This window comes from Kribbella voronezhensis, assembly GCF_004365175.1.
Lineage (GTDB): Bacteria > Actinomycetota > Actinomycetes > Propionibacteriales > Kribbellaceae > Kribbella > Kribbella voronezhensis.
Genome location: NZ_SOCE01000001.1, coordinates 400,911 through 419,048, shown reverse-complemented (window position 1 = coordinate 419,048; position 18,138 = coordinate 400,911). Strand labels below are relative to the sequence as shown.

The following is an 18,138-nucleotide window of genomic DNA, read 5'->3' as shown; positions in this document are numbered from 1 at the left end:
CCCCCGGGCCCCTGTCCGCTGTTGTGACACTTCTCGTCGATTTTGCAGACGAAGTGTCACAACTGGGCTATGCTGGCGGCCATGGACAGCTTCCAGGCGACGATCGACGCCGACGGCCGGATCGAGCCGCGCGACGCGATGCCCGAGGGGTACCGCAAGACCTTGATCCGGCAGATCGCGCAGCACGCCCACTCCGAGATCATCGGCATGCAGCCCGAGGGCAACTGGATCAGCCGTGCGCCGTCCCTGCGCCGGAAGGCGATCCTGATGGCCAAGGTGCAGGACGAGGCCGGCCACGGGCTCTACCTGTACGCCGCGGCCGAGACGCTCGGCGTCGACCGGGCCGACCTGCTCGACCTGCTGCACGCCGGCAAGCAGAAGTACTCGAGCATCTTCAACTACCCGACGCTGACCTGGGCCGACATCGGCGCGATCGGCTGGCTGGTCGACGGCGCCGCGATCGTCAACCAGGTCCCGCTCTGCCGCTGTTCGTACGGGCCGTACGCACGGGCCATGGTCCGGGTCTGCAAGGAGGAGTCGTTCCACCAGCGGCAGGGGTTCGAGATCCTGCACACGCTGTGCAACGGCACGGAGGCGCAGAAGGCGATGGCGCAGGACGCGCTGGACCGCTGGTGGTGGCCGAGCCTGATGATGTTCGGGCCGCCCGACGCGGCCTCCACGCACTCCGAGCAGTCGATGGCCTGGGGCATCAAGCGGCACAGCAACGACGAGCTCCGGCAGCGGTTCGTGGACATGACCGTGCCGCAGGCAGACGTGCTCGGCATCCGGGTGCCCGACGACGCGCTGCGGTACGACGAGGAGACCGGGCACTATTCCTTCACCCAGCCGGACTTCACCGAGCTCTATGAAGTTGTCAAGGGCAACGGTCCGTGTAACGAGCAGCGCCTGGCCCACCGGGTGAAGGCCCATGAGGACGGCGCCTGGGTCCGCGAGGCCGCGGCGGCGTACGCGGAGAAGCAGGCCGCTAAGAAGGCGAGTGCCGCATGAGTGAGTCGCGCAGCTTGATCGAGCCGTTGTGGGAGGTCTTCGTCCGGTCCCGCCGCGGGCTGTCGCACGTGCACGTCGGCAGCCTGCACGCGCCGGACGCGACGATGGCCCTCCGCAACGCCCGCGACGTCTACACCCGCCGCCAGGAAGGCGTGTCGATCTGGGTCGTGCCCGCCGCCGACATCACCGCCTCCAGCCCGGACGAGAAGGACGAGTTCTTCGACCCGGCCGCCGACAAGGTCTACCGGCACCCCACCTTCTACCAGGTGCCAGAAGGCGTGGACCATCTGTGAACGACCTCTTCGCCTATGCACTCCGGCTCGGTGACGACGCGCTGATCGCGGCGCAACGCACCGCCGAGTGGATCGCGGCCGCCCCGCAGCTCGAGGAAGACGTTGCCCTCGGCAACATCGGACTCGACCAGCTCGGCCAGGCCCGGTCCCTGCTCCAGTACGCCGGACAGCTCGAAGGCGCGGGCCGGTCGGAGGACGACCTGGCCTACTTCCGCGACGAGCGCGAGTTCACCAACGTGCAGCTCGTCGAGCTGCCCAACGGCGACTTCGCGGCGACGATGGCCCGCCTGCTGTATTTCGCGACGTACCAGCATCTCCTCTACGAAGAGCTGCGCGGGTGTGCCGACGAGACGCTGGCCGGGGTGGCGGGCAAGGCCGTCAAGGAGGTCGCGTACCACGTCGATCACGCGACCCAGTGGGTGCTGCGGCTCGGCGACGGTACCGACGAGAGTCACCGGCGGATGCAGGCCGGCCTCGACGCGATGTGGCCCTATACGGCCGAGTTGTTCGCGCAGGACGAGCTGGTGAAGCGCCTCGAGGTAGCCGTCGATCCGTCGACGCTCGAGGAGGAATGGCTGCGCCGGGTCACGCAGGTGATCGAAGAATCCACCTGCACCGTGCCGACGTCGTCGTACCAGCATTCCGGCGGTCGGGAAGGCCGGCACTCGGAGCACTTCGGCTACCTGCTCGCGGAGCTGCAGCACATCGCTCGCTCGCACCCGGGTGCGAAGTGGTGACCGCCGAGCAGGCGATCTGGGACGCGGTCGGCGAGGTCGCGGATCCGGAGGTGCCGGTGCTGACGATCGCGGACCTCGGCGTACTGCGGGGCGTCCGTCGCGAGGGCGATCAAATGGTCGTGACGATCACCCCGACGTACTCCGGCTGTCCGGCGATGGACCTGATCCGGCACGAGGTCGAGCTCACCCTGCAAGCCCTGCACGTCGACGGCCGGGTCGAGACGGTGTTGTCGCCCGCGTGGACGACTGACTGGATGAGCGAAGCAGGCAAGGCGAAACTCAAGGAATACGGCATCGCACCGCCTACCGGGACACGTGCTGTCGGCGGACCGGTGTCGGTCAGCCTGACTATCCGCTGTCCGCTGTGTGGCTCACCCGACACGACCGAGCTGAGCCGCTTCGGATCCACGTCCTGCAAGTCACTCTGGCGCTGCAACTCTTGTCGCGAGCCCTTCGACTACTTCAAGGCCATCTGATGACCACGATGACCCGCCGCCGGGCCACCTTCCATCCGTTGAAGGTCCAGGCGATCGACGCGATCACCGACGACTCGGTCGCGATCACCTTCGAGGTGCCGGACGACCTCGCCACGGAGTACGAGTTCAGTGCAGGGCAGCACCTCACGGTCCGACGTGCGGGTGACGAAGTACGCCGTAGCTACTCGATCTGCTCGCCCGCGGGTTCCGGCGTACTGCGGATCGCCGTGAAGCGCATCCCGGGTGGCGAGTTCTCGTCGTACGCCGCGAACGAGCTCAAGCCGGGCGACACGATCGAGGTGATGACGCCGCTCGGCCGGTTCGGTACCGAGCTCGACCCGGCGAACGCGAAGCACTACGCGTTCATCGCCGCCGGCAGCGGGATCACCCCCGTGCTGTCGCTGGTCGCCACCACCCTCGCGGTCGAGCCGGAGAGCCGGGTCACCCTGCTCTACGGGAACCGTACGGCGGGCTCGGTGATGTTCGCGGACGAGTTGGCCGATCTCAAGGACGTGTACGCCGAACGGCTGCAACTGGTGCACGTGTTGTCGCGCGAGTCGACCGAGGTGGAACTGTTCAGCGGCCGGATCGACCGGGAGCGGCTGAGCCGGATGATCGACGCGCTGCTGCCGGTGAAGTCCGTCGACGAATGGTTCCTCTGCGGCCCGTACGCGATGGTCGTCGGCGCGCAGGAACTCCTGCTGGAGCAGGGGGTTCCGCGCGAGAGGGTGCACGCGGAGTTGTTCCACGTGGGCGACGAGGCACCGACGGCCCGCGTCGAGGAGACCGCGATCGACGAGAACGCCGCCGAGGTGACGGTGATCCTCGACGGGCGGCGCTCGACCTTCCCGCTCGGCGAGCACGCGAAGGCGGTGCTGGACGCGACGCTCGCCGTACGGTCCGATGCGCCCTTTGCCTGCAAGGGCGGCGTGTGCGGCACCTGTCGCGCGAAGGTGGTCGAGGGCTCGGTCCGGATGGACACCAACTGGGCCCTCGAGCCGGACGAGATCCGCGCCGGCTACGTCCTCACCTGCCAGTCCCACCCGACCACCGAGAAGGTCACCCTCGACTTCGACGCCTGACCTCGCAGCCTGCGCGCCTACCCGAAAACTGCCGGTGATCGCTGGAAGAATCGGCGGCTCACGACTGAGGGGGTGGGGCGCCGTGATGGGGCGTTCGCATGCGTTGTCCGGTTGGTGTGCGGGACTTGCGGTGGCGCCGCTGGTCGGCCTGACCTCGGTGGCCGAGGTGGTGCCGTTCGCCGCCGCGACGGCCGGTTATGCGTTGTTGCCCGACCTCGATCACCCGGGCGCGAAGGCGTCGCGATTGCTCGGGCCGATCACGCGCATCGTGTCGGGGGCGGTGCGGACCTTCTCCGGGATCCTCTACAACGTCACGAAGGGGCCGCGCGACGAGGAGGGCACCGGCAAGCACCGGCATGCCACTCACACCGTCGCGGCCGCGCTGCTGCTCGGATTTCTCGCCGCGGGCGCGGGGGAGCGAGGGGGTAAGTGGGCGGTGCTGGCGATCGCGGTGACCGGTCTGGTGCTGGCCGCTGATGTTCTGGGTGACTGGATCGTGCTCGCGGCTCTCGGCGCTGCCGGTTGGTCGGTAGCCAACGCTGTCTTGCCGGATGCCGCAGCCGAAGCACTACCTGGTACGACGGCCGCCGAAGCTTTGCAGGCCGGTCTCGCCGGGATCGGCAGCTGGATCGGCGTCGCCGTCGCGCTCGGCATGTTCGTGCACTGCCTCGGCGACAGCCTGACCCGCTCCGGCTGCCCATGGCTCTGGCCGCTCCCGATCCGCGGCGAGACCTGGTACGAGATACGTCTCCCGCGTCACCTCCGCTTCCGCACCGGCGGCTGGGTGGAGAACCTGCTCATCGCTCCAGCTCTCGTCATCGGCGGCGTCCTGCTCCTCCCCGGGGCCTGGGCGGCCCTGAGCAACGTCGCCGCCGCGATCTGGTCGACCACGTCGATCTGGATCGCCGGCGGGGCGTAGTACAGGTCAGTAGTCCTGCGGGCGGCCGAGCAGGTACGACGGATGGCCGGCCGCTTCGAGCGCGGCGGCGAAGCGTTGCTGGTTGCGGCGGCCCGGCCACGCTTCCCAGGCGACCAGCGGCAACGCCAGGACTGCGCCGACGAGGACGATCCAGTAGCTGTCGACGACGAAGGCGATCGTGATCGAGACCAGGAAGACCGCCTCGCTGAGCGCGAACCTCACGAAGGTCGACGAGGTGAACCTCTGCCATGACTGCTTCTCGACCTCGGCCGGCTGCCCACCGGGTGGCACCGCGGGCGCGCGGAATCCGGCGAGTTCGCAGAAACTGTAGGCGCCCACTGCGAGGGCGACGACGAGGATCGGCGCCCAGCCGCCCGGGAAATCTCCGATCCCGTCGCCGGCGAGCACGAACCACATCACCACCGTGATCATCGGGATCGCCGCCATCATGGCGGTGACGACCATCGTCAGGCTTGCCGCGGCCGCGGGTTTGGGGGCAGTCATCGGTGTGGACACGGCCGAAACGCTAGCCGTTGGCGGTGCCATCACTCAGCAGAATCGACCGAAAGTAGCGAGATTGCGACCGACAGTGATTACAGAAAGTTTTTCTGACTTTTTTGGTGGAAGCTGTAACGACTCCTGGGGCCGCCACGATAGGACGAGTGAGCCTGGTAGCTGCCCGGACCCCCGAGCGGACAGCTACCAGGCCTACTCATTTCTCGAAGCGTGCGGAGCGGTAATCTGAGCCCCATGTCTTCAAGCGCATCCTCCGCCTCGCAGGCGCTGCCTTTCGGCCGGTTGACCACGGCGATGATCACCCCGTTCAGCCCCGACGGCTCGCTCGATCTGGACGCTGCGCAGAAGGTCGCGACCCAGCTGGTCGACCAGGGCAACGATGCGCTGATCGTCAACGGGACGACCGGCGAGGCGCCGACCACGACCGACGCCGAGAAGGTCCAGCTGGTCAAGGTCGTGCTCGCGGCGATCGGTGACCGCGCCAAGGTCGTCGCCGGGGTCGGCTCCAACAACACGGCGCACAGTGTCGAGTCGGCGAAGGCTGCCGAGGCCGCTGGTGCGCACGGGCTGCTGGTCGTCACGCCGTACTACAACAAGCCGCCGCAGGAAGGCATCAAGGCTCACTTCACCCAGGTCGCCGACGCGACCGGCCTGCCCGTGCTGGTGTACGACATTCCCGGCCGGGCCGGCGTACCGATCCAGACCGAGACACTGCTCGCACTGGCCGAGCACCCGCGGATCGTCGCGGTGAAGGACGCCAAGGGCGACGTGGCGGCGACCACCAAGGTGCTGGCCAACTCGGACCTCTTCTACTACTGCGGCGCCGACGAGCTGAACCTCGCCTGGCTCGCGATGGGTGCGGTCGGGATCGCGAGCGTGGTCGCCCACGTCGCCTCCGAGCCGTACCGCGAACTGATCGACGCGGTCGTGCGCGGCGACCTGACCACCGCGCGAACCATCGATCGACGGCTGGTGCCCGCCGTCGAGGCGATCATGACCAGAACCCAGGGCGCCATCATGGTGAAGGCCGCGCTCAAGCTGGCCGGCGTCATCGAGCACGCGACCGTCCGGTCGCCGCTGGTCGAGGCGACGCAGGTGCAGGTCGACGGCCTCACCACCGACCTCAAGACGGCAGGACTGATTGCATGAGTCACCCCCATCCGGATCTCGACCTTCCCGGCCCGCTCGCGCCCGGCGCGCTGCGGGTCATCCCGCTCGGCGGCCTCGGCGAGGTCGGGCGGAACATGACGGTCTTCGAGTACGACGGCAAGTTGCTGATCGTCGACTGCGGCGTACTCTTCCCGGACGAGAACCAGCCCGGTGTCGACCTGATCCTCCCGGATTTCCAGCCGATCCGGGAGCGTTTGGACGACATCGTGGCGGTGGTGCTCACGCACGGCCACGAGGACCACATCGGCGGACTGCCGTACCTGTTGCGCGAACGCGGCGACATCCCGGTGCTCGGTTCGCAGCTCACGCTGGCGCTGCTCGAGGGCAAGCTGAAGGAGCACCGCCACCGCAATGTGCCGCAGCAGACCGTGGCCGAGGGCGAGACCGTTCGCCTCGGCCCCTTCGAGTGCGAGTTCGTCGCGGTGAACCACTCCATCCCGGACGCGCTGGCAGTCGCCATCCGTACGCCGGCCGGCCTGGTCCTGCACACGGGCGACTTCAAGATGGACCAGTTGCCGCTGGACAACCGGATCACCGACCTGCGCGCGTTCGCCCGGCTCGGTGAGGAGGGCGTCGACCTGTTCTGCGTCGACTCCACGAACTCCGAGGTGCCCGGCTTCACCACCCACGAGCGCGACATCGCCCCGGTCCTCGACGGTGTCTTCAGCAAGGCGAAGAACCAGCGCATCATCGTCGCCTGTTTCGCCTCCCACGTGCACCGCGTCCAGCAGGTGATGGACGCGGCCGTGAAGCACCACCGCAAGGTCGCGTACGTCGGTCGCTCGATGGTCCGCAACATGGCCGTCGCCCGGGATCTCGGCTTCCTCACCGTGCCCGGCGACACCCTGATCGACATGCGCGAACTGGAGAACTACCCGCCGGAGCAGGTGGTGCTGGTCTCCACCGGTTCGCAGGGTGAGCCGATGTCGGCCCTGTCGAGGATCGCGGCCAACGACCACCACGTCGTACAGATCCAGCCCGGCGACACCGTCGTACTGGCGTCCTCGCTGATCCCCGGCAACGAGAACTCGGTGTTCCGGGTGATCAACGGGCTGACCCGGCACGGCGCGAACGTGATCCACAAGGGCAACGCCCTCGTGCACGTGTCCGGCCACGCGTCTGCGGGGGAGTTGCTGTACTGCTACAACATCGTCAAGCCGCGCAACGTGATGCCGGTGCACGGTGAGATCCGGCACCTGCATGCGAACGCGGAGCTCGCCCGGCAGACCGGCGTACCGGCTGAGAACGTGGTGGTGGTGGAGGACGGTGTGGTGGTCGATCTGGTCGACCGCAAAGCCGTTGTCGCGGGCAAGGTGGAGTGCGGGTACGTCTTCGTCGACGGCTCGACTGTGGGCGACATCACCGAGACCTCGCTGAAGGACCGCCGGATTCTCGGCGACGAGGGTTTCATCTCGGTGATCGCCGTGATGGACTCTGTCACCGGCAAACTGACGGCAGGACCGGAGATCCAGGCCCGGGGCTTCGCCGAGGACGACACCGTCTTCGACGACCTCAAGCCCAAGATCGAGGCCGAGATCGAGAAGGCGATCGGGAGCGGGGTGGACGACATGTACCAGTTGCAGCAGGTCATCCGCCGCGTGGTCGGCAAGTGGGTCAGTGACACGCATCGTCGCCGCCCGATGATCATCCCGGTCGTCGTCGAAAGCTAATTGAAAGGTGGGCACGTGAGCGAGCGAAGCGAGCGAACCAACAAGCAGAGCAGCAAATGCTCACCGGTGCCCGGAGCGAAGCGAGGACACCGGTGAGCATCACTGGTGTGAATGGAGCCGGGCAGCGCCGGCCCACCATGAAAGAGGTCGCGGCCCGGGCGGGCGTGGCGCTCAAGACCGTCTCCCGGGTGGTCAACGAGGAGCCGAACGTCAGCCCGGAGCTGACCGCCAAGGTCCAGGCCGCGATCAAGGAACTGAACTACACGCCGAACGAGAGCGCCCGGATGCTGCGGCGCGGCAAGACCGGCACGATCGCGGTGGTGATCCGCGACATCGGCGACCCGTTCTTCGCCTCGCTCGGCCGCGCGGTCGAGCTGTGGGCCCGCTCCAGCGGCTCGGTCGTGATGATCGGCCTGACCGACGAGGACCCCGAGCGCGAGCGCGACGTCTGCCTCGAATTCGTTGCCCGCCGCCCCGATGCGCTCATCATGGCGCCGATCGGCGAGACCCAGGAGTACCTGGCGCCGCACGTCGACGCCGGGATGGCCGTCGTCACGATCGACCGGCCGGCGCACGGGATCGAGGCCGACGCCGTGCTCGCCGACAATGCCGGCGGCATCGACCAGGCGATCGATCACCTGATCCGCCAAGGGCACCGCCGGATCGCGTACCTCGGTGACGACGAGCGGATCTTCACGGCTCGCGAGCGCGTGGTCGCCTACCGGGCGGCGATGGCCCGGCACCGGATCGACGTGGACGAGGACCTGGTCCACCTGTCGGAGCCGACCACCGAGGGCATCGGGATCACCCTGTCCGCAGTACTGGACCGGCCCGAGCCCGCGACCGCGATCCTGTCGGCGAACAACATGACCACAGCCGAGGTACTACGCGGCATGGCCGGCCGGCGGGACCGGGTCGCGCTGGTGTCGTTCGACGACCTCGCGCTCGGCGACCTGCTCAGCCCCGGCCTGACCGCGGTGGCCCAGTCGGCCGACGTGATGGCCCGGACCGCGATCCAGCTGATGACCGAGCGGCTCCCCGAACCGCACCGCCCGGGCCGGACGGTGCGGGTGCCGGTCAAACTGACGATCCGCGGCTCCGGCGAGATCCCGCCGTCCAGCTGATCGCAACCAGCGCTCCGGCCGCGCAGAGCGCCGCGGTCCAGCCAAGGGCGGCTCCTGCTCCGAGTTGGTCCGCGAGAAGTCCCGCAGGCCAGGGACCGACGGTCTGACCGGCCGCGAACCACACGGTCAGCGTGCCGATCACCGCGGTCCACTCGGGCTGCGGGACAGTACGCCGTACCAGCGCGGCGACCGAGGCGGGAACGTTCAGGAACGTCACGCCGACGACCCCCGCCGAAACCAGCACCGTCGTCCGGCTGATCAAGGGCAGCAAGGCGGCGACCACCTGGAGCGCGAGCAGCACGGCCATGGGCCGGGCGTTGCGCCACGTCGTCAGGGGGCGGTTCCACAGTGGCGGTGCGACCATCGCGGCGACGCCCATCAAGGTCCAGGTGATGGCGACCTGGCGTGCGGTGCTGTGCTCAGCCCTGAGATACGCCGTGAGGAACGTGAGGTAGACGATGTACCCGGCGCCGAAGAGAACGTAGGCGAGTCCCATCGGCCGGAGCCGTCCTAACCTTGCTTTGACATCCGGCGTCGGCGGGACAGCGCTGACCGCCGACCAGGAGATCACGGTGGCGATCAAGGAACCGGTTGCCAGCAACAACCACGCTACGGGCCACCGACCGGAGTTGCCGTCGAGCAAGAGGGGCAGCGCGAAGCCGCTGAGCGCGACGCCCAGCCCGGCGCCGCCGAAGTACACGATGAGCGCTGAGCGATCCGCGTGCCGCGCGGCGACGACGGTGCCGGCGACGAAGACCAGCGCGCCGGCCCAGCCAGTTGTTGCTCTCAGCAACAACTGGACGAGCTGCGAGGAGGTGACCGCGGTGGCGGCCAGAGCGAGGGTGCTGATGACCATGCCGAACTGGAACGTCCGGGCGGTGCCGAGCCTGCGGACCACCGTCGCGACGACGATCGCGCCGACCAGGTAGCCGACGCCGTTCGAGGTGGTCTGCAGACCTACGTCCGCGAGCGACCAACCCAACTGCTCGCGCATCGCCGGGACCACGAGGCCGTAGGCGAAGCGCGCGAAGCCGAGGGCGACCGCGGAGCCGAGTGCCAGCCGGTACTTCATGGCTGCCGCTGCAGGAAGTCGAGGCTGTGGCGCACGCCGGCCAGGTCGGTCGGGTCGGCGAGGTCGTGCAGGCCTCCTGGCCCGGCGCTCGGGACAGGCAAAGGGGGTGTGCTGGCGTACATGGCGGGCCTCTCGTCATCATCGAACCGATCGGTACGATGACGAACGCTAGCAAGAGATCGGTCCGGTCGGTACCATCTATCTCATGCCAGTCGCCAAGGGAAGTTCGCTGGATCCGGCGCGGACCCGCGCGGACATGCTGCGGGCCGCAACCCTCGTCTTCTACCAGCGTGGTCTGGACGGCGTGGGGATCGCCGAGCTGTGTGCGTCGGTCGGTGCGTCCAAGGAGACGCTCTACCGGCACTTCGGTTCCAAGGACGGCCTGATCGAAGCGGTCCTGCAGGCTCGCAGCGATCGCGTCAACGCGTGGATCCGCGCGGCTGCCGAGGGTGCCGGTGACGATGCCGTCGCCCAGCTGACCGCCGTCTTCGGCGTGCTGGGCCAGTGGTACTCCGAACCGGACTTCCGCGGTTGCGCGATCGTGAACGCGGCCACCCAGCGGCACGTCGAGCCGGCGCGGACCATCGTGTCCCGCCACCTCGACCGCTATCTGGAGCTGTTCACCGAGATCGCGACGACAGCCGGCGTGGCGGATCCCGTGCGGGTCGGCCGGCAGCTCCTGATGCTGCTGGAGGGTGCGACCGTGCTCGCCGACCATCACGGACTGGGCCGGGCCGCGGCCGAGGATGCACTGGCCGCGGCCCTGCCACTACTGCAGAGCTAGTCCCGCAGTTGCGCGGAAAGCGGGCACTGGAACGGGTCGCGAGCGCGTAGGCCGACGTTGTTGAGGTAGTCGATGACGATCTTGTACGACTCGAACAGCCCGACCTCGGTGTACTTCACGCCGTGCAGTTCGCAGTACTCGCGAACGATCGGGCGGACCGTCTTCAGGGTCGGCCGCGGCATGCTCGGGAACAGGTGGTGCTCGATCTGGTAGTTGAGCCCACCCATCGCGAAGTCGGTCAGCACGCCGCCGCGGATGTTGCGGGACATCAGCACCTGGCGGCGCAGGAAGTCCAGCTTCATCGTCTTCGGCACCAGCGGCATGCCCTTGTGGTTCGGTGCGAACGACGCGCCCAGCCCGACGCCGAAGACGGCCAACTGGAGACCGAGGAACGCGCCGGCCTTGCCGACCGGCAGCAGGATGAGCAGCGCGGCGACGTACGCGCCCAGGCGGGACAGCACGATCGCGGCTTCGATCCGCTCGACCCGGGTGGCGTTGCGACGCAGCAGGTGCTGGAGGCTCGCGACGTGCAGGCTGAGTCCTTCGAGCGTCAGCAGCGGGAAGAAGAGCCAGCCCTGGCGATCGCCGAGCCACTTCACCAGGCCGGTACGACGGGCGACGTGGTCGGGGGTGAAGGCGACGACGCCGATGTCGATATCGGGGTCCTTGCCCAGTTGGTTCGGCGCGTTGTGGTGCTTGCTGTGCTTGTTGCGCCACCAGGTGATGCTCATCCCGGCCAGGCCGCCTGCCAGCACCCGCGCGGTCCAGTCGTTCCAGGCGGCCGAGTTGAAGATCTGGCGGTGCGCGCTGTCGTGACTGAGGAAGGCGACCTGCACCAGGACCAGCGCGAGGGCACCGGCCATCAACAGCTGGAACCAGGAGTCGCCCAGCAGGATGAATCCGGTCACCACGCCACCCAGCGCTGCGAGAACCAGCCCGATCCGGGTCCAGTAGTAGCCGTGACGGCGCTTGAGCAGACCCAGATCACGCACGGTGTTCAGAAGGTCGCTGTAGAGACTTGCGTGCCGCTCCTGCGGGCCTTGCGGAGGTCTGCCGTCCGCTACGAGCTGTGACATGGAAACGCCCCATCCGGGAGTGCATCGGTCGAGATGCGCCACCGGGTCCAGGGCAGCGCCACGAGAAAGTGGCTGATACCCCAACGGAACCACGGCCGACCGCCAGACGCAACTAACGGGTCAGCAGTGCATCAGTTTGCAACGATCCGTCGAGCACGTTGTGGGCGACCGAGGTCAGTCCGCACCCGTTGCCACGCGCGTACGAACGCATCGCGCTGAAGGCCTCGCTCACACTCAGTCCCGCCCGCTCGGCGAGCATGCCCTTGGCCTGCTCGATCACGATCCGGCTGTCCAGCGCGTGCTGGAGCTGGCTCGACAGCTCCCGATGGCCCTCGACCTCGCGCTGATGAAGGAGGCCGATCGTGGCCATGTCGGCCAGGGCCTGGGCCAGGGCGGTGTCGTCGGCCGAGAGCGGTGCCGAGCTGGAGCGGAACAGGTTCATCGCGCCGATGACCTGACCGCGTAGCCGCAACGGCACGGCGTGCGCGGAGACGTAACCGCCGGCCGCTGCCGCCGCCGCGAAATCCGGCCAGCTGTGCAGGTCGACGTTCACCACCGGCTGACCGGAGCGGAAGCACGCCGGGCACGGACCCTCGTCCTGCTGCAGCTCGAACAGCTCCAGCAGCTCGGCCTGGTCGTCGGACGAGGCCATCACATGCAGGACGCCGTGGTCGTCGGCGAGCATCAGTCCGGCCGCGTCCGCCTCGATCAGCTCGACGGTCGCCTCGGCGAGCCGGCCGAGGAAGTCGACCAGGTCGAACTCGGCGACCAGCGTGTCGGCCAGCTCGATGAACACCTGCGTCAGGCGATGTTCTCGTGTCATTCCCAGCGTTCCCTCTCGACCCGGAGTCTTTCCATCATCTGTCCCCGGACAAGGCCGCGACCACCCAGGCTGAGTTGTCAGGTAGTTCGCTCAGCTGTCACCGGGCGGTCATCCGGGTGGAGCACCTTCGGCAGCATGAACCTGAGCCGCCGCCAGTTGCTGGCCGCCACCACCGCCGCGGGTGCAACGCTCGCCCTTCCTGCCACCCGCTCTGCCGCCGCGGCGCCCAGCGTCGTACGCCGGGGCAGGCCGGCCCTCACCTCAGGGATCGCCAGTGGCGACGTCACGTCGAACTCCGCGGTCGTCTGGTCCCGGACGGATCGGCCGGGCCGGCTCGTCGTCGACCTGACCAGCCACGGCCGCTTCGACCGGGCGATCCGGCTTCGCGGCCCGGTCACCTCGGCCGACGACGACTTCACCGCGCAACTGCCGTTGCGCGGACTTCGCCCGGGCCAGCGCTACGACTACCGGATCGCCTTCGAGGATTCGTCCGGCCGCCTCGGTGAGACGGCCCTGGGCTCCTTCAGTACGCCGGGCCGCAGCCGCCGGGTCAGCTTCGTCTTCACCGGTGACACGGCCGGCCAGGGGTACGGGATCAACCCGGATTTCGGCGGCATGATCGCGTACAGGGCGATGCACCGGACGCGGCCCGACTTCTTCCTGCACTCCGGCGACAACATCTACGCCGACGGGCCGATCCAGGCGATCGTGAATGTTGCCGACGGCACCATTTGGAAGAACGTGGTGACCGAGGAGGTCTCGAAGGTCGCCGAGACGCTGGCGGAGTACCGCGGCCGGTACAAGTACAACCTGCTCGACCAGAACGTCCGCGAGCTGTACGCCGAGGTGCCGATCATCAGCCAGTGGGACGACCACGAGACGCTGAACAACTGGTATCCCGGCGAGATCCTGACCGACGGCCGCTACACCGAGAAGCGGGTGGATGTGCTCGCCTCCCGCGCCCGCAAGGCGTTCCTCGAGTACCTCCCGATGGTGCACACCGCGGAGCGCGACCGGATCTATCGCAAGGTGAGCCACGGCCCGCTGCTCGACGTGTTCTGCCTCGATATGCGGACCTATCGCGGCGCCAACCCCGCTCCCGGGGTGGCCGGACCGGTCGCGATGCTCGGCGCGGAGCAGGCCGCCTGGCTGGTGCGCGAGGTCGCGGCGTCGAAGGCAACCTGGAAGGTGATCGCGAGTGACATGCCGCTCGGCCTGCTGGTCCCGGACGGTACCGAGATCGAGGCGGTTGCCAACGGACTGGCAGGAGCTCCGGGCGGACGCGAGCACGAGATCGCGTGGGTGCTGAGCCAGTTCAAGCGGCGCAAGGTGCGCAACACGGTCTGGCTGACCGCGGACGTGCACTACTGCGCCGCTCACCACTACGACCCGGCGCGGGCGGCGTACACCGACTTCGATCCGTTCTGGGAGATCGTCGCCGGACCGGTGAACGCCGGCACCTTCGGACCGAACGCGCTCGACCCGACCTTCGGCCCCAAGGTCGAGTTCCAGAAGGCGGCGGACTTCCCCGGCCAGCCGCCGAGCGGCGGCAATCAGTTCTTCGGTCATGCCGAGATCGACCCGCACAGTGGGGCGTTCACCGTCTCACTGCGCGACCTCTACGGCACCGTGCTGTGGCGCAAGGAGCTCCAGCCGGCAGGAAGGGGAAATCCTTCGAGCTGAGCCGATTCGGCGTACTAGGTTGGCGGTATGACTGCCGACTATCCCGAGAGCCGTCGCGACGAGAGTGTCGTCGAAACGCTGCACGGGCACCAGATCGCCGATCCGTACCGCTGGCTCGAGGACGCCGATGCCGCCGAGACCAAGGACTGGGTGAGTCGGCAGAACGCCTTCACCGAAAGCGTGCTCACGCAGTACGACGAACGCGGCTGGTTCCAGCAGGCGATGACCGCGATCCTTCGCCGGCCACGCGCCGGGGTGCCCGTGCAGTCCTCGGGATGGTTCTTCGTCGGCCGCAACGACGGGACGAAGGCGCAGGACGTCGTGTACGTCGCCGACACGCTCGCCGCGTTGCTCGACGGCGGCCGGGTGCTGATCGACCCGAACACGCTGTCCGAAGGCGGTACGGATTCGCTCGGCACCTTCACGGTCAGCCCGGACGGCCGCTACTTCGCCTACGGGATCAACGAGAGTGGCAGCGACTGGACCACGTTCCGGCTGCTCGAGGTCGCGACCGGTGCCGAGGTGGACGACGTGGTCACCGAGGCCAAGTTCTCCGAGGCGGTCTGGCTGCCCGACTCCTCGGCGTACCTCTACTCGCACTATCCCGCCGGCGGACGCAGTGAGGGGACCGAGACGAAGGTGCTCGGCGGTGGTCAGCTCAAGCTGCACAAGATCGGGACGCCGCAGGCCGACGACCAGTTGGTGTTGAGCTTCCCGGACCAGCCGCGGATCTTCGTGACACCGGTGGTGTCCGAGGACGACCGGTACGTCGTCATGCACCTGCACGAAGGCACCGACGCCGCCACCCGGTTGTGGCTCTACCCGATCACGACCGACGGGCTGGGCGATCCGATCAAGGTGATCGACGAGTTCGCCGACGAGATCGACTTCGTCCGGATGGCGGGAGACCGGCTGATCCTGCGGACGGACCGGGATGCGCCGCGCGGCCGCTTGGTGAGCAGTGATTTCGACGGCAACTTCACCGACGTGATCCCCGAGGGCGAGAACGCGCTGCGGTCGGCGTATGCGACCTCGGGCGGGCTGGCGACGCTCTACCTGGTCGACGCCCAGCCCGAGCTCAGGTTGCACGACATCGACGGCGGCAACACGCGTTCGGTGCCGCTCGCGAGTGGCGGACTGGTCGATGTCACCGGCGGCGCGAAGTACGACGAGCTGTTCGTCGGACTGTCGTCCCCGACGGAGCCGACGCTCTCGTACGTCGTGTCTGCCGCGTCCGGCGATCTCCGGCCGCTGCCGTCGCTGGCGCCTGCCGGTGAGACCTTCGCGGCACCGGAGATCACCGTGCGGCGCGTCGTCGAGCCCGGGCGCGAGGTGCCGTACTTCGTGATCAGCCGGGCGGACCTGGACCTGTCGGAGCCACGGCCCACGGTGATGTACGGGTACGGCGGCTTCCGGGTCCCGATCTTCACCGACTACCGGCCGGGGTGGCCCGCCTGGCTCGCGGCCGGCGGCGTACTGGTGATCACCAACCTGCGAGGCGGCGGCGAGTACGGCACCGCGTGGTACGAGGAGGGGCGGCTCAAGAACAAGCAGAACGTGTTCGACGACTTCATCGCCGTGGCCGAGCACCTGCAGAAGACGCGGGTGACCACAGCCGCGCAGCTCGCCATCCACGGCCGCAGCAATGGCGGGTTGCTGATCGGCGCCGTCATGACGCAGCGACCGGACCTCTTCGCCGTCGCCCTGCCTGGTGTCGGCGTGATGGACATGCTTCGCTTCCACCTCTTCACCGTGGGTGCCGCCTGGGCCTCGGACTTCGGCCTGCCGGACGACCCCGAGCAGTTCGAGGACCTGCTGGCCTACTCACCACTCCACAACCTGCACGACGGTTCGGCGTACCCGGCAACCCTGGTCGTCACCGGCGACCACGACGACCGGGTGGTGCCACTGCACAGCCACAAGTTCATGGCAGCCCTGCAACACGCGCAGGCGGGATCTGCTCCGGTCCTGACCCGTATCGAGGTCGATACCGGTCACGGCTTCGGAAAGCCCGCTGCGATGGTCGCATCCGAGTGGGCCGACCTGCTGGCGTTCGCTGCTCACCACACAGGTCTCGTACCTCCTGAGCAGTAGGAGGTGCGGGTGCGGGTCACCAGATCCGTGGGGCTACCAGGTCTCGCGGGTCGTCGGCAGGCTGGCAGCCGTGGGTGGACTCTTCGTAGCGGCGGCTCAAGCCGTTGGTGGCCAGGGTGCGAACGGCGTTGACGAGGCGGTCGACGTGCTCGCGGGTCGTGGCGAGACCGAGGCTCGCGCGCACCGCAGTACCGTGCTCGGGGGAGTCGGCGAGTAGGTGGCCGACCAGCGGGTGCGCGCAGAACTTGCCGTCGCGTACGCCGATGCCGTACTCGGCGGCGAGGGCAGCGGAGACCAGGGTCGAGCTGATGCCCTCGACGGTGAAGCAAACGGTGCCGACCCGATCAGCCTCGGCCCCGAAGATCGAGTACGTCGTGACGCCGGGCACCTGGGCCAGGCCGGTCCGGAGCCGCGGCAGCAGGGTGCACTCGTGCTGCTCGATCGCCTCGCGGTGCTTGGTGATCGCCGCACACGCTGCTGCCAGGGCGATCGCGCCGATGACGTTGGGGGAGCCGCCCTCGTGCCTTGCCGGTCCTTGGTTCCACACCGTCTCGTTGCCGTTGACGGAGGCAGTCGCGCCACCGCCGTACAGGTAGGGGTCTGCGGCGTCGAGCCAGTCGGTGCGGCCGATCAACGCACCCACGCCGTACGGGGCGTACAGCTTGTGGCCGGACAGGGCGACCCAGTCGACGTCGAGCTCTTCGATGTCGACCACGCGATGCGGCGCCAGCTGGGCTGCGTCGAGACAGACCCGGGCACCGTGAGCCCTGGCGACAGCGGCGATCTCTGCGATCGGAAAGATCTCCCCGGTGACGTTGGAAGCGCCGGTGATGACGACCAGCCGCGGTCCTTCGGGTGCGCTGCGCAGTGCGTCGGCGACGGCGGTGACGGCCTGGTTCGTCGAGCTCGGCGCCGCTAGACGCACAGTGCGCTCTGCCGGCCAGGGGAGCAGGGCCGCGTGGTGCTCGGACTCGAACACGATCACCGTCGCGTCGGCCGGTACTGCGCGGGCGAGGAGGTTGAGAGCGTCGGTGGTCTGCCGCGTGAAGATGACCTGGTCGTCCTCGCGAGCGCCGACGAAACCGTGCACCTCGGCGCGGGCCCGCTCGTACCACTGGGTGGTGATCCGGGACGCGTAGCCGTTGCCGCGATGCACGGACGCGTACGAGGGCAGGGCGGCCTCCACTGCGGCTCGTACGGACTCCAGACAGGGTGCGCTCGCGCCGTGGTCGAAGTTGGCGTAATCGGTGACGCGGCCGTCGGCCAGCGGCACCAGCAGGTCGGAGCCGACCGTGGCGGGGATGCTGCCGTTGGTCAGCCGAACGCCGGCCGGCCGCGCGACGGTGGCGTTGGCAGGCTCGAGGATGGAGAGGATCGACATGTTTCTGCTCCCGGTGGTCCGCACTTGCCGATCGGGGCATCCGAACGGCCGGGTCCTCACCCGGGGCACCCCACCGCGGAGGAGGGTTGCCGGCCAGCGAGCCGGGGCTTGACGCTGACACTCATGACCTGCCCAAGACCGTAACCAACGAGCCGGTCGGTGCGCCAGCAGCAATCTCGCTTCCTGAGATTTGCGGACGCATGCTGAGACGCAACTTCTCGGAGGCGCTT

Annotated in this window: 17 protein-coding genes and 1 riboswitch; of the genes, 12 read left to right on the top strand and 5 right to left on the bottom strand. The window is 68.5% G+C overall.

The window, feature by feature from the left end; translation table 11 throughout:
- Positions 1-81: 81 nt before the first annotated feature.
- The 6 genes from paaA to EV138_RS01870 all read left to right on the top strand — a co-directional run bounded on the left by paaA (position 82) and on the right by EV138_RS01870 (position 4,515).
- A complete protein-coding gene (gene paaA, locus EV138_RS01895; RefSeq protein ID WP_238157906.1) occupies positions 82-1,008 on the top strand; it encodes a 1,2-phenylacetyl-CoA epoxidase subunit PaaA in 927 nt (308 codons plus the stop codon).
- Complete coding sequence (paaB, locus tag EV138_RS01890) at positions 1,005-1,301, top strand: 1,2-phenylacetyl-CoA epoxidase subunit PaaB (protein WP_133976737.1); 297 nt, start codon at positions 1,005-1,007, stop codon at positions 1,299-1,301. The genes paaA and paaB overlap by 4 nt, the downstream gene beginning before the upstream one ends.
- Positions 1,298-2,038: a 1,2-phenylacetyl-CoA epoxidase subunit PaaC gene (paaC, locus tag EV138_RS37810; RefSeq protein ID WP_133976736.1), complete on the top strand. Its 741-nt coding sequence runs from the start codon at positions 1,298-1,300 to the stop codon at positions 2,036-2,038. Before paaB ends, paaC begins: the two co-directional genes overlap by 4 nt.
- Positions 2,035-2,514 carry a 1,2-phenylacetyl-CoA epoxidase subunit PaaD gene (gene paaD, locus EV138_RS01880; RefSeq protein ID WP_133976735.1) on the top strand — a complete coding sequence of 160 codons (480 nt, stop codon included), beginning with the start codon at positions 2,035-2,037 and terminating at the stop codon, positions 2,512-2,514. The genes paaC and paaD overlap by 4 nt, the downstream gene beginning before the upstream one ends.
- Positions 2,514-3,596 (top strand): 1,2-phenylacetyl-CoA epoxidase subunit PaaE, encoded by a 1,083-nt coding sequence (gene paaE, locus EV138_RS01875; protein WP_133976734.1) that lies wholly within the window; start codon positions 2,514-2,516, stop codon positions 3,594-3,596. The genes paaD and paaE overlap by 1 nt, the downstream gene beginning before the upstream one ends.
- An 85-nt stretch (positions 3,597-3,681) precedes the next feature.
- Positions 3,682-4,515: a metal-dependent hydrolase gene (locus EV138_RS01870; RefSeq protein WP_133976733.1), complete on the top strand. Its 834-nt coding sequence runs from the start codon at positions 3,682-3,684 to the stop codon at positions 4,513-4,515.
- A gap of 6 nt (positions 4,516-4,521) precedes the next feature.
- Here EV138_RS01870 and EV138_RS01865 read toward each other — a convergent pair whose 3' ends face one another.
- Positions 4,522-5,031, bottom strand: a complete 510-nt coding sequence (locus tag EV138_RS01865) for a hypothetical protein (protein ID WP_133976732.1) — start codon at positions 5,029-5,031, stop codon at positions 4,522-4,524.
- Between the two features lie 234 nt (positions 5,032-5,265).
- Between EV138_RS01865 and dapA the strand changes: the two genes are divergently transcribed.
- The 3 genes from dapA to EV138_RS01850 all read left to right on the top strand — a co-directional run bounded on the left by dapA (position 5,266) and on the right by EV138_RS01850 (position 8,995).
- Positions 5,266-6,180, top strand: coding sequence for a 4-hydroxy-tetrahydrodipicolinate synthase (dapA, locus tag EV138_RS01860; protein ID WP_133976731.1), 915 nt, complete (start codon positions 5,266-5,268; stop codon positions 6,178-6,180).
- Positions 6,177-7,871 (top strand): ribonuclease J, encoded by a 1,695-nt coding sequence (locus tag EV138_RS01855; protein WP_133976730.1) that lies wholly within the window; start codon positions 6,177-6,179, stop codon positions 7,869-7,871. Before dapA ends, EV138_RS01855 begins: the two co-directional genes overlap by 4 nt.
- Before the next feature lie 92 nt (positions 7,872-7,963).
- Positions 7,964-8,995 carry a LacI family DNA-binding transcriptional regulator gene (locus EV138_RS01850; protein WP_238157905.1) on the top strand — a complete coding sequence of 344 codons (1,032 nt, stop codon included), beginning with the start codon at positions 7,964-7,966 and terminating at the stop codon, positions 8,993-8,995.
- Here the strand turns inward: EV138_RS01850 and EV138_RS01845 are convergent.
- On the bottom strand, positions 8,949-10,067 hold the full coding sequence (locus EV138_RS01845) for a YbfB/YjiJ family MFS transporter (protein WP_133976729.1): 1,119 nt from the start codon (positions 10,065-10,067) through the stop codon (positions 8,949-8,951). The genes EV138_RS01850 and EV138_RS01845 overlap by 47 nt on opposite strands.
- A 205-nt stretch (positions 10,068-10,272) precedes the next feature.
- Between EV138_RS01845 and EV138_RS01840 the strand changes: the two genes are divergently transcribed.
- A complete protein-coding gene (locus EV138_RS01840) occupies positions 10,273-10,851 on the top strand; it encodes a TetR/AcrR family transcriptional regulator (RefSeq protein WP_133976728.1) in 579 nt (192 codons plus the stop codon).
- Here EV138_RS01840 and EV138_RS01835 read toward each other — a convergent pair.
- Both EV138_RS01835 and EV138_RS01830 read right to left on the bottom strand, forming a co-directional pair.
- Positions 10,848-11,927: a fatty acid desaturase family protein gene (locus EV138_RS01835; RefSeq protein WP_133976727.1), complete on the bottom strand. Its 1,080-nt coding sequence runs from the start codon at positions 11,925-11,927 to the stop codon at positions 10,848-10,850. The two genes, EV138_RS01840 and EV138_RS01835, sit on opposite strands and share 4 nt — an antisense overlap.
- 112 nt (positions 11,928-12,039) lie before the next feature.
- Positions 12,040-12,750 carry a GAF and ANTAR domain-containing protein gene (locus EV138_RS01830; RefSeq protein ID WP_133976726.1) on the bottom strand — a complete coding sequence of 237 codons (711 nt, stop codon included), beginning with the start codon at positions 12,748-12,750 and terminating at the stop codon, positions 12,040-12,042.
- A gap of 135 nt (positions 12,751-12,885) precedes the next feature.
- Between EV138_RS01830 and EV138_RS01825 the strand changes: the two genes are divergently transcribed.
- On the top strand, positions 12,886-14,433 hold the full coding sequence (locus EV138_RS01825; protein WP_133976725.1) for an alkaline phosphatase D family protein: 1,548 nt from the start codon (positions 12,886-12,888) through the stop codon (positions 14,431-14,433).
- A 27-nt stretch (positions 14,434-14,460) separates the two neighbouring features.
- Positions 14,461-16,527: a prolyl oligopeptidase family serine peptidase gene (locus EV138_RS01820; RefSeq protein ID WP_133976724.1), complete on the top strand. Its 2,067-nt coding sequence runs from the start codon at positions 14,461-14,463 to the stop codon at positions 16,525-16,527.
- Positions 16,528-16,543: 16 nt separating this feature from the next.
- Here the strand turns inward: EV138_RS01820 and EV138_RS01815 are convergent, their stop codons facing one another.
- Complete coding sequence (locus tag EV138_RS01815) at positions 16,544-17,908, bottom strand: aminotransferase class V-fold PLP-dependent enzyme (protein WP_133976723.1); 1,365 nt, start codon at positions 17,906-17,908, stop codon at positions 16,544-16,546.
- Between the two features lie 15 nt (positions 17,909-17,923).
- Positions 17,924-18,037, bottom strand: a riboswitch (SAM riboswitch).
- Positions 18,038-18,138 lie beyond the last annotated feature (101 nt).

Coding starts and splice junctions, on each gene's coding strand:
- paaA (WP_238157906.1), top strand. CDS start 82: ATGGACAGCTTCCAGGCGACGATCGACGCCGACGGCCGGATCGAGCCG.
- paaB (WP_133976737.1), top strand. CDS start 1,005: ATGAGTGAGTCGCGCAGCTTGATCGAGCCGTTGTGGGAGGTCTTCGTC.
- paaE (WP_133976734.1), top strand. CDS start 2,514: ATGACCACGATGACCCGCCGCCGGGCCACCTTCCATCCGTTGAAGGTC.
- EV138_RS01870 (WP_133976733.1), top strand. CDS start 3,682: ATGGGGCGTTCGCATGCGTTGTCCGGTTGGTGTGCGGGACTTGCGGTG.
- dapA (WP_133976731.1), top strand. CDS start 5,266: ATGTCTTCAAGCGCATCCTCCGCCTCGCAGGCGCTGCCTTTCGGCCGG.
- EV138_RS01855 (WP_133976730.1), top strand. CDS start 6,177: ATGAGTCACCCCCATCCGGATCTCGACCTTCCCGGCCCGCTCGCGCCC.
- EV138_RS01845 (WP_133976729.1), bottom strand. CDS start 10,067: ATGAAGTACCGGCTGGCACTCGGCTCCGCGGTCGCCCTCGGCTTCGCG.
- EV138_RS01840 (WP_133976728.1), top strand. CDS start 10,273: ATGCCAGTCGCCAAGGGAAGTTCGCTGGATCCGGCGCGGACCCGCGCG.
- EV138_RS01835 (WP_133976727.1), bottom strand. CDS start 11,927: ATGTCACAGCTCGTAGCGGACGGCAGACCTCCGCAAGGCCCGCAGGAG.
- EV138_RS01830 (WP_133976726.1), bottom strand. CDS start 12,750: ATGACACGAGAACATCGCCTGACGCAGGTGTTCATCGAGCTGGCCGAC.
- EV138_RS01825 (WP_133976725.1), top strand. CDS start 12,886: ATGAACCTGAGCCGCCGCCAGTTGCTGGCCGCCACCACCGCCGCGGGT.
- EV138_RS01820 (WP_133976724.1), top strand. CDS start 14,461: ATGACTGCCGACTATCCCGAGAGCCGTCGCGACGAGAGTGTCGTCGAA.
- EV138_RS01815 (WP_133976723.1), bottom strand. CDS start 17,908: ATGTCGATCCTCTCCATCCTCGAGCCTGCCAACGCCACCGTCGCGCGG.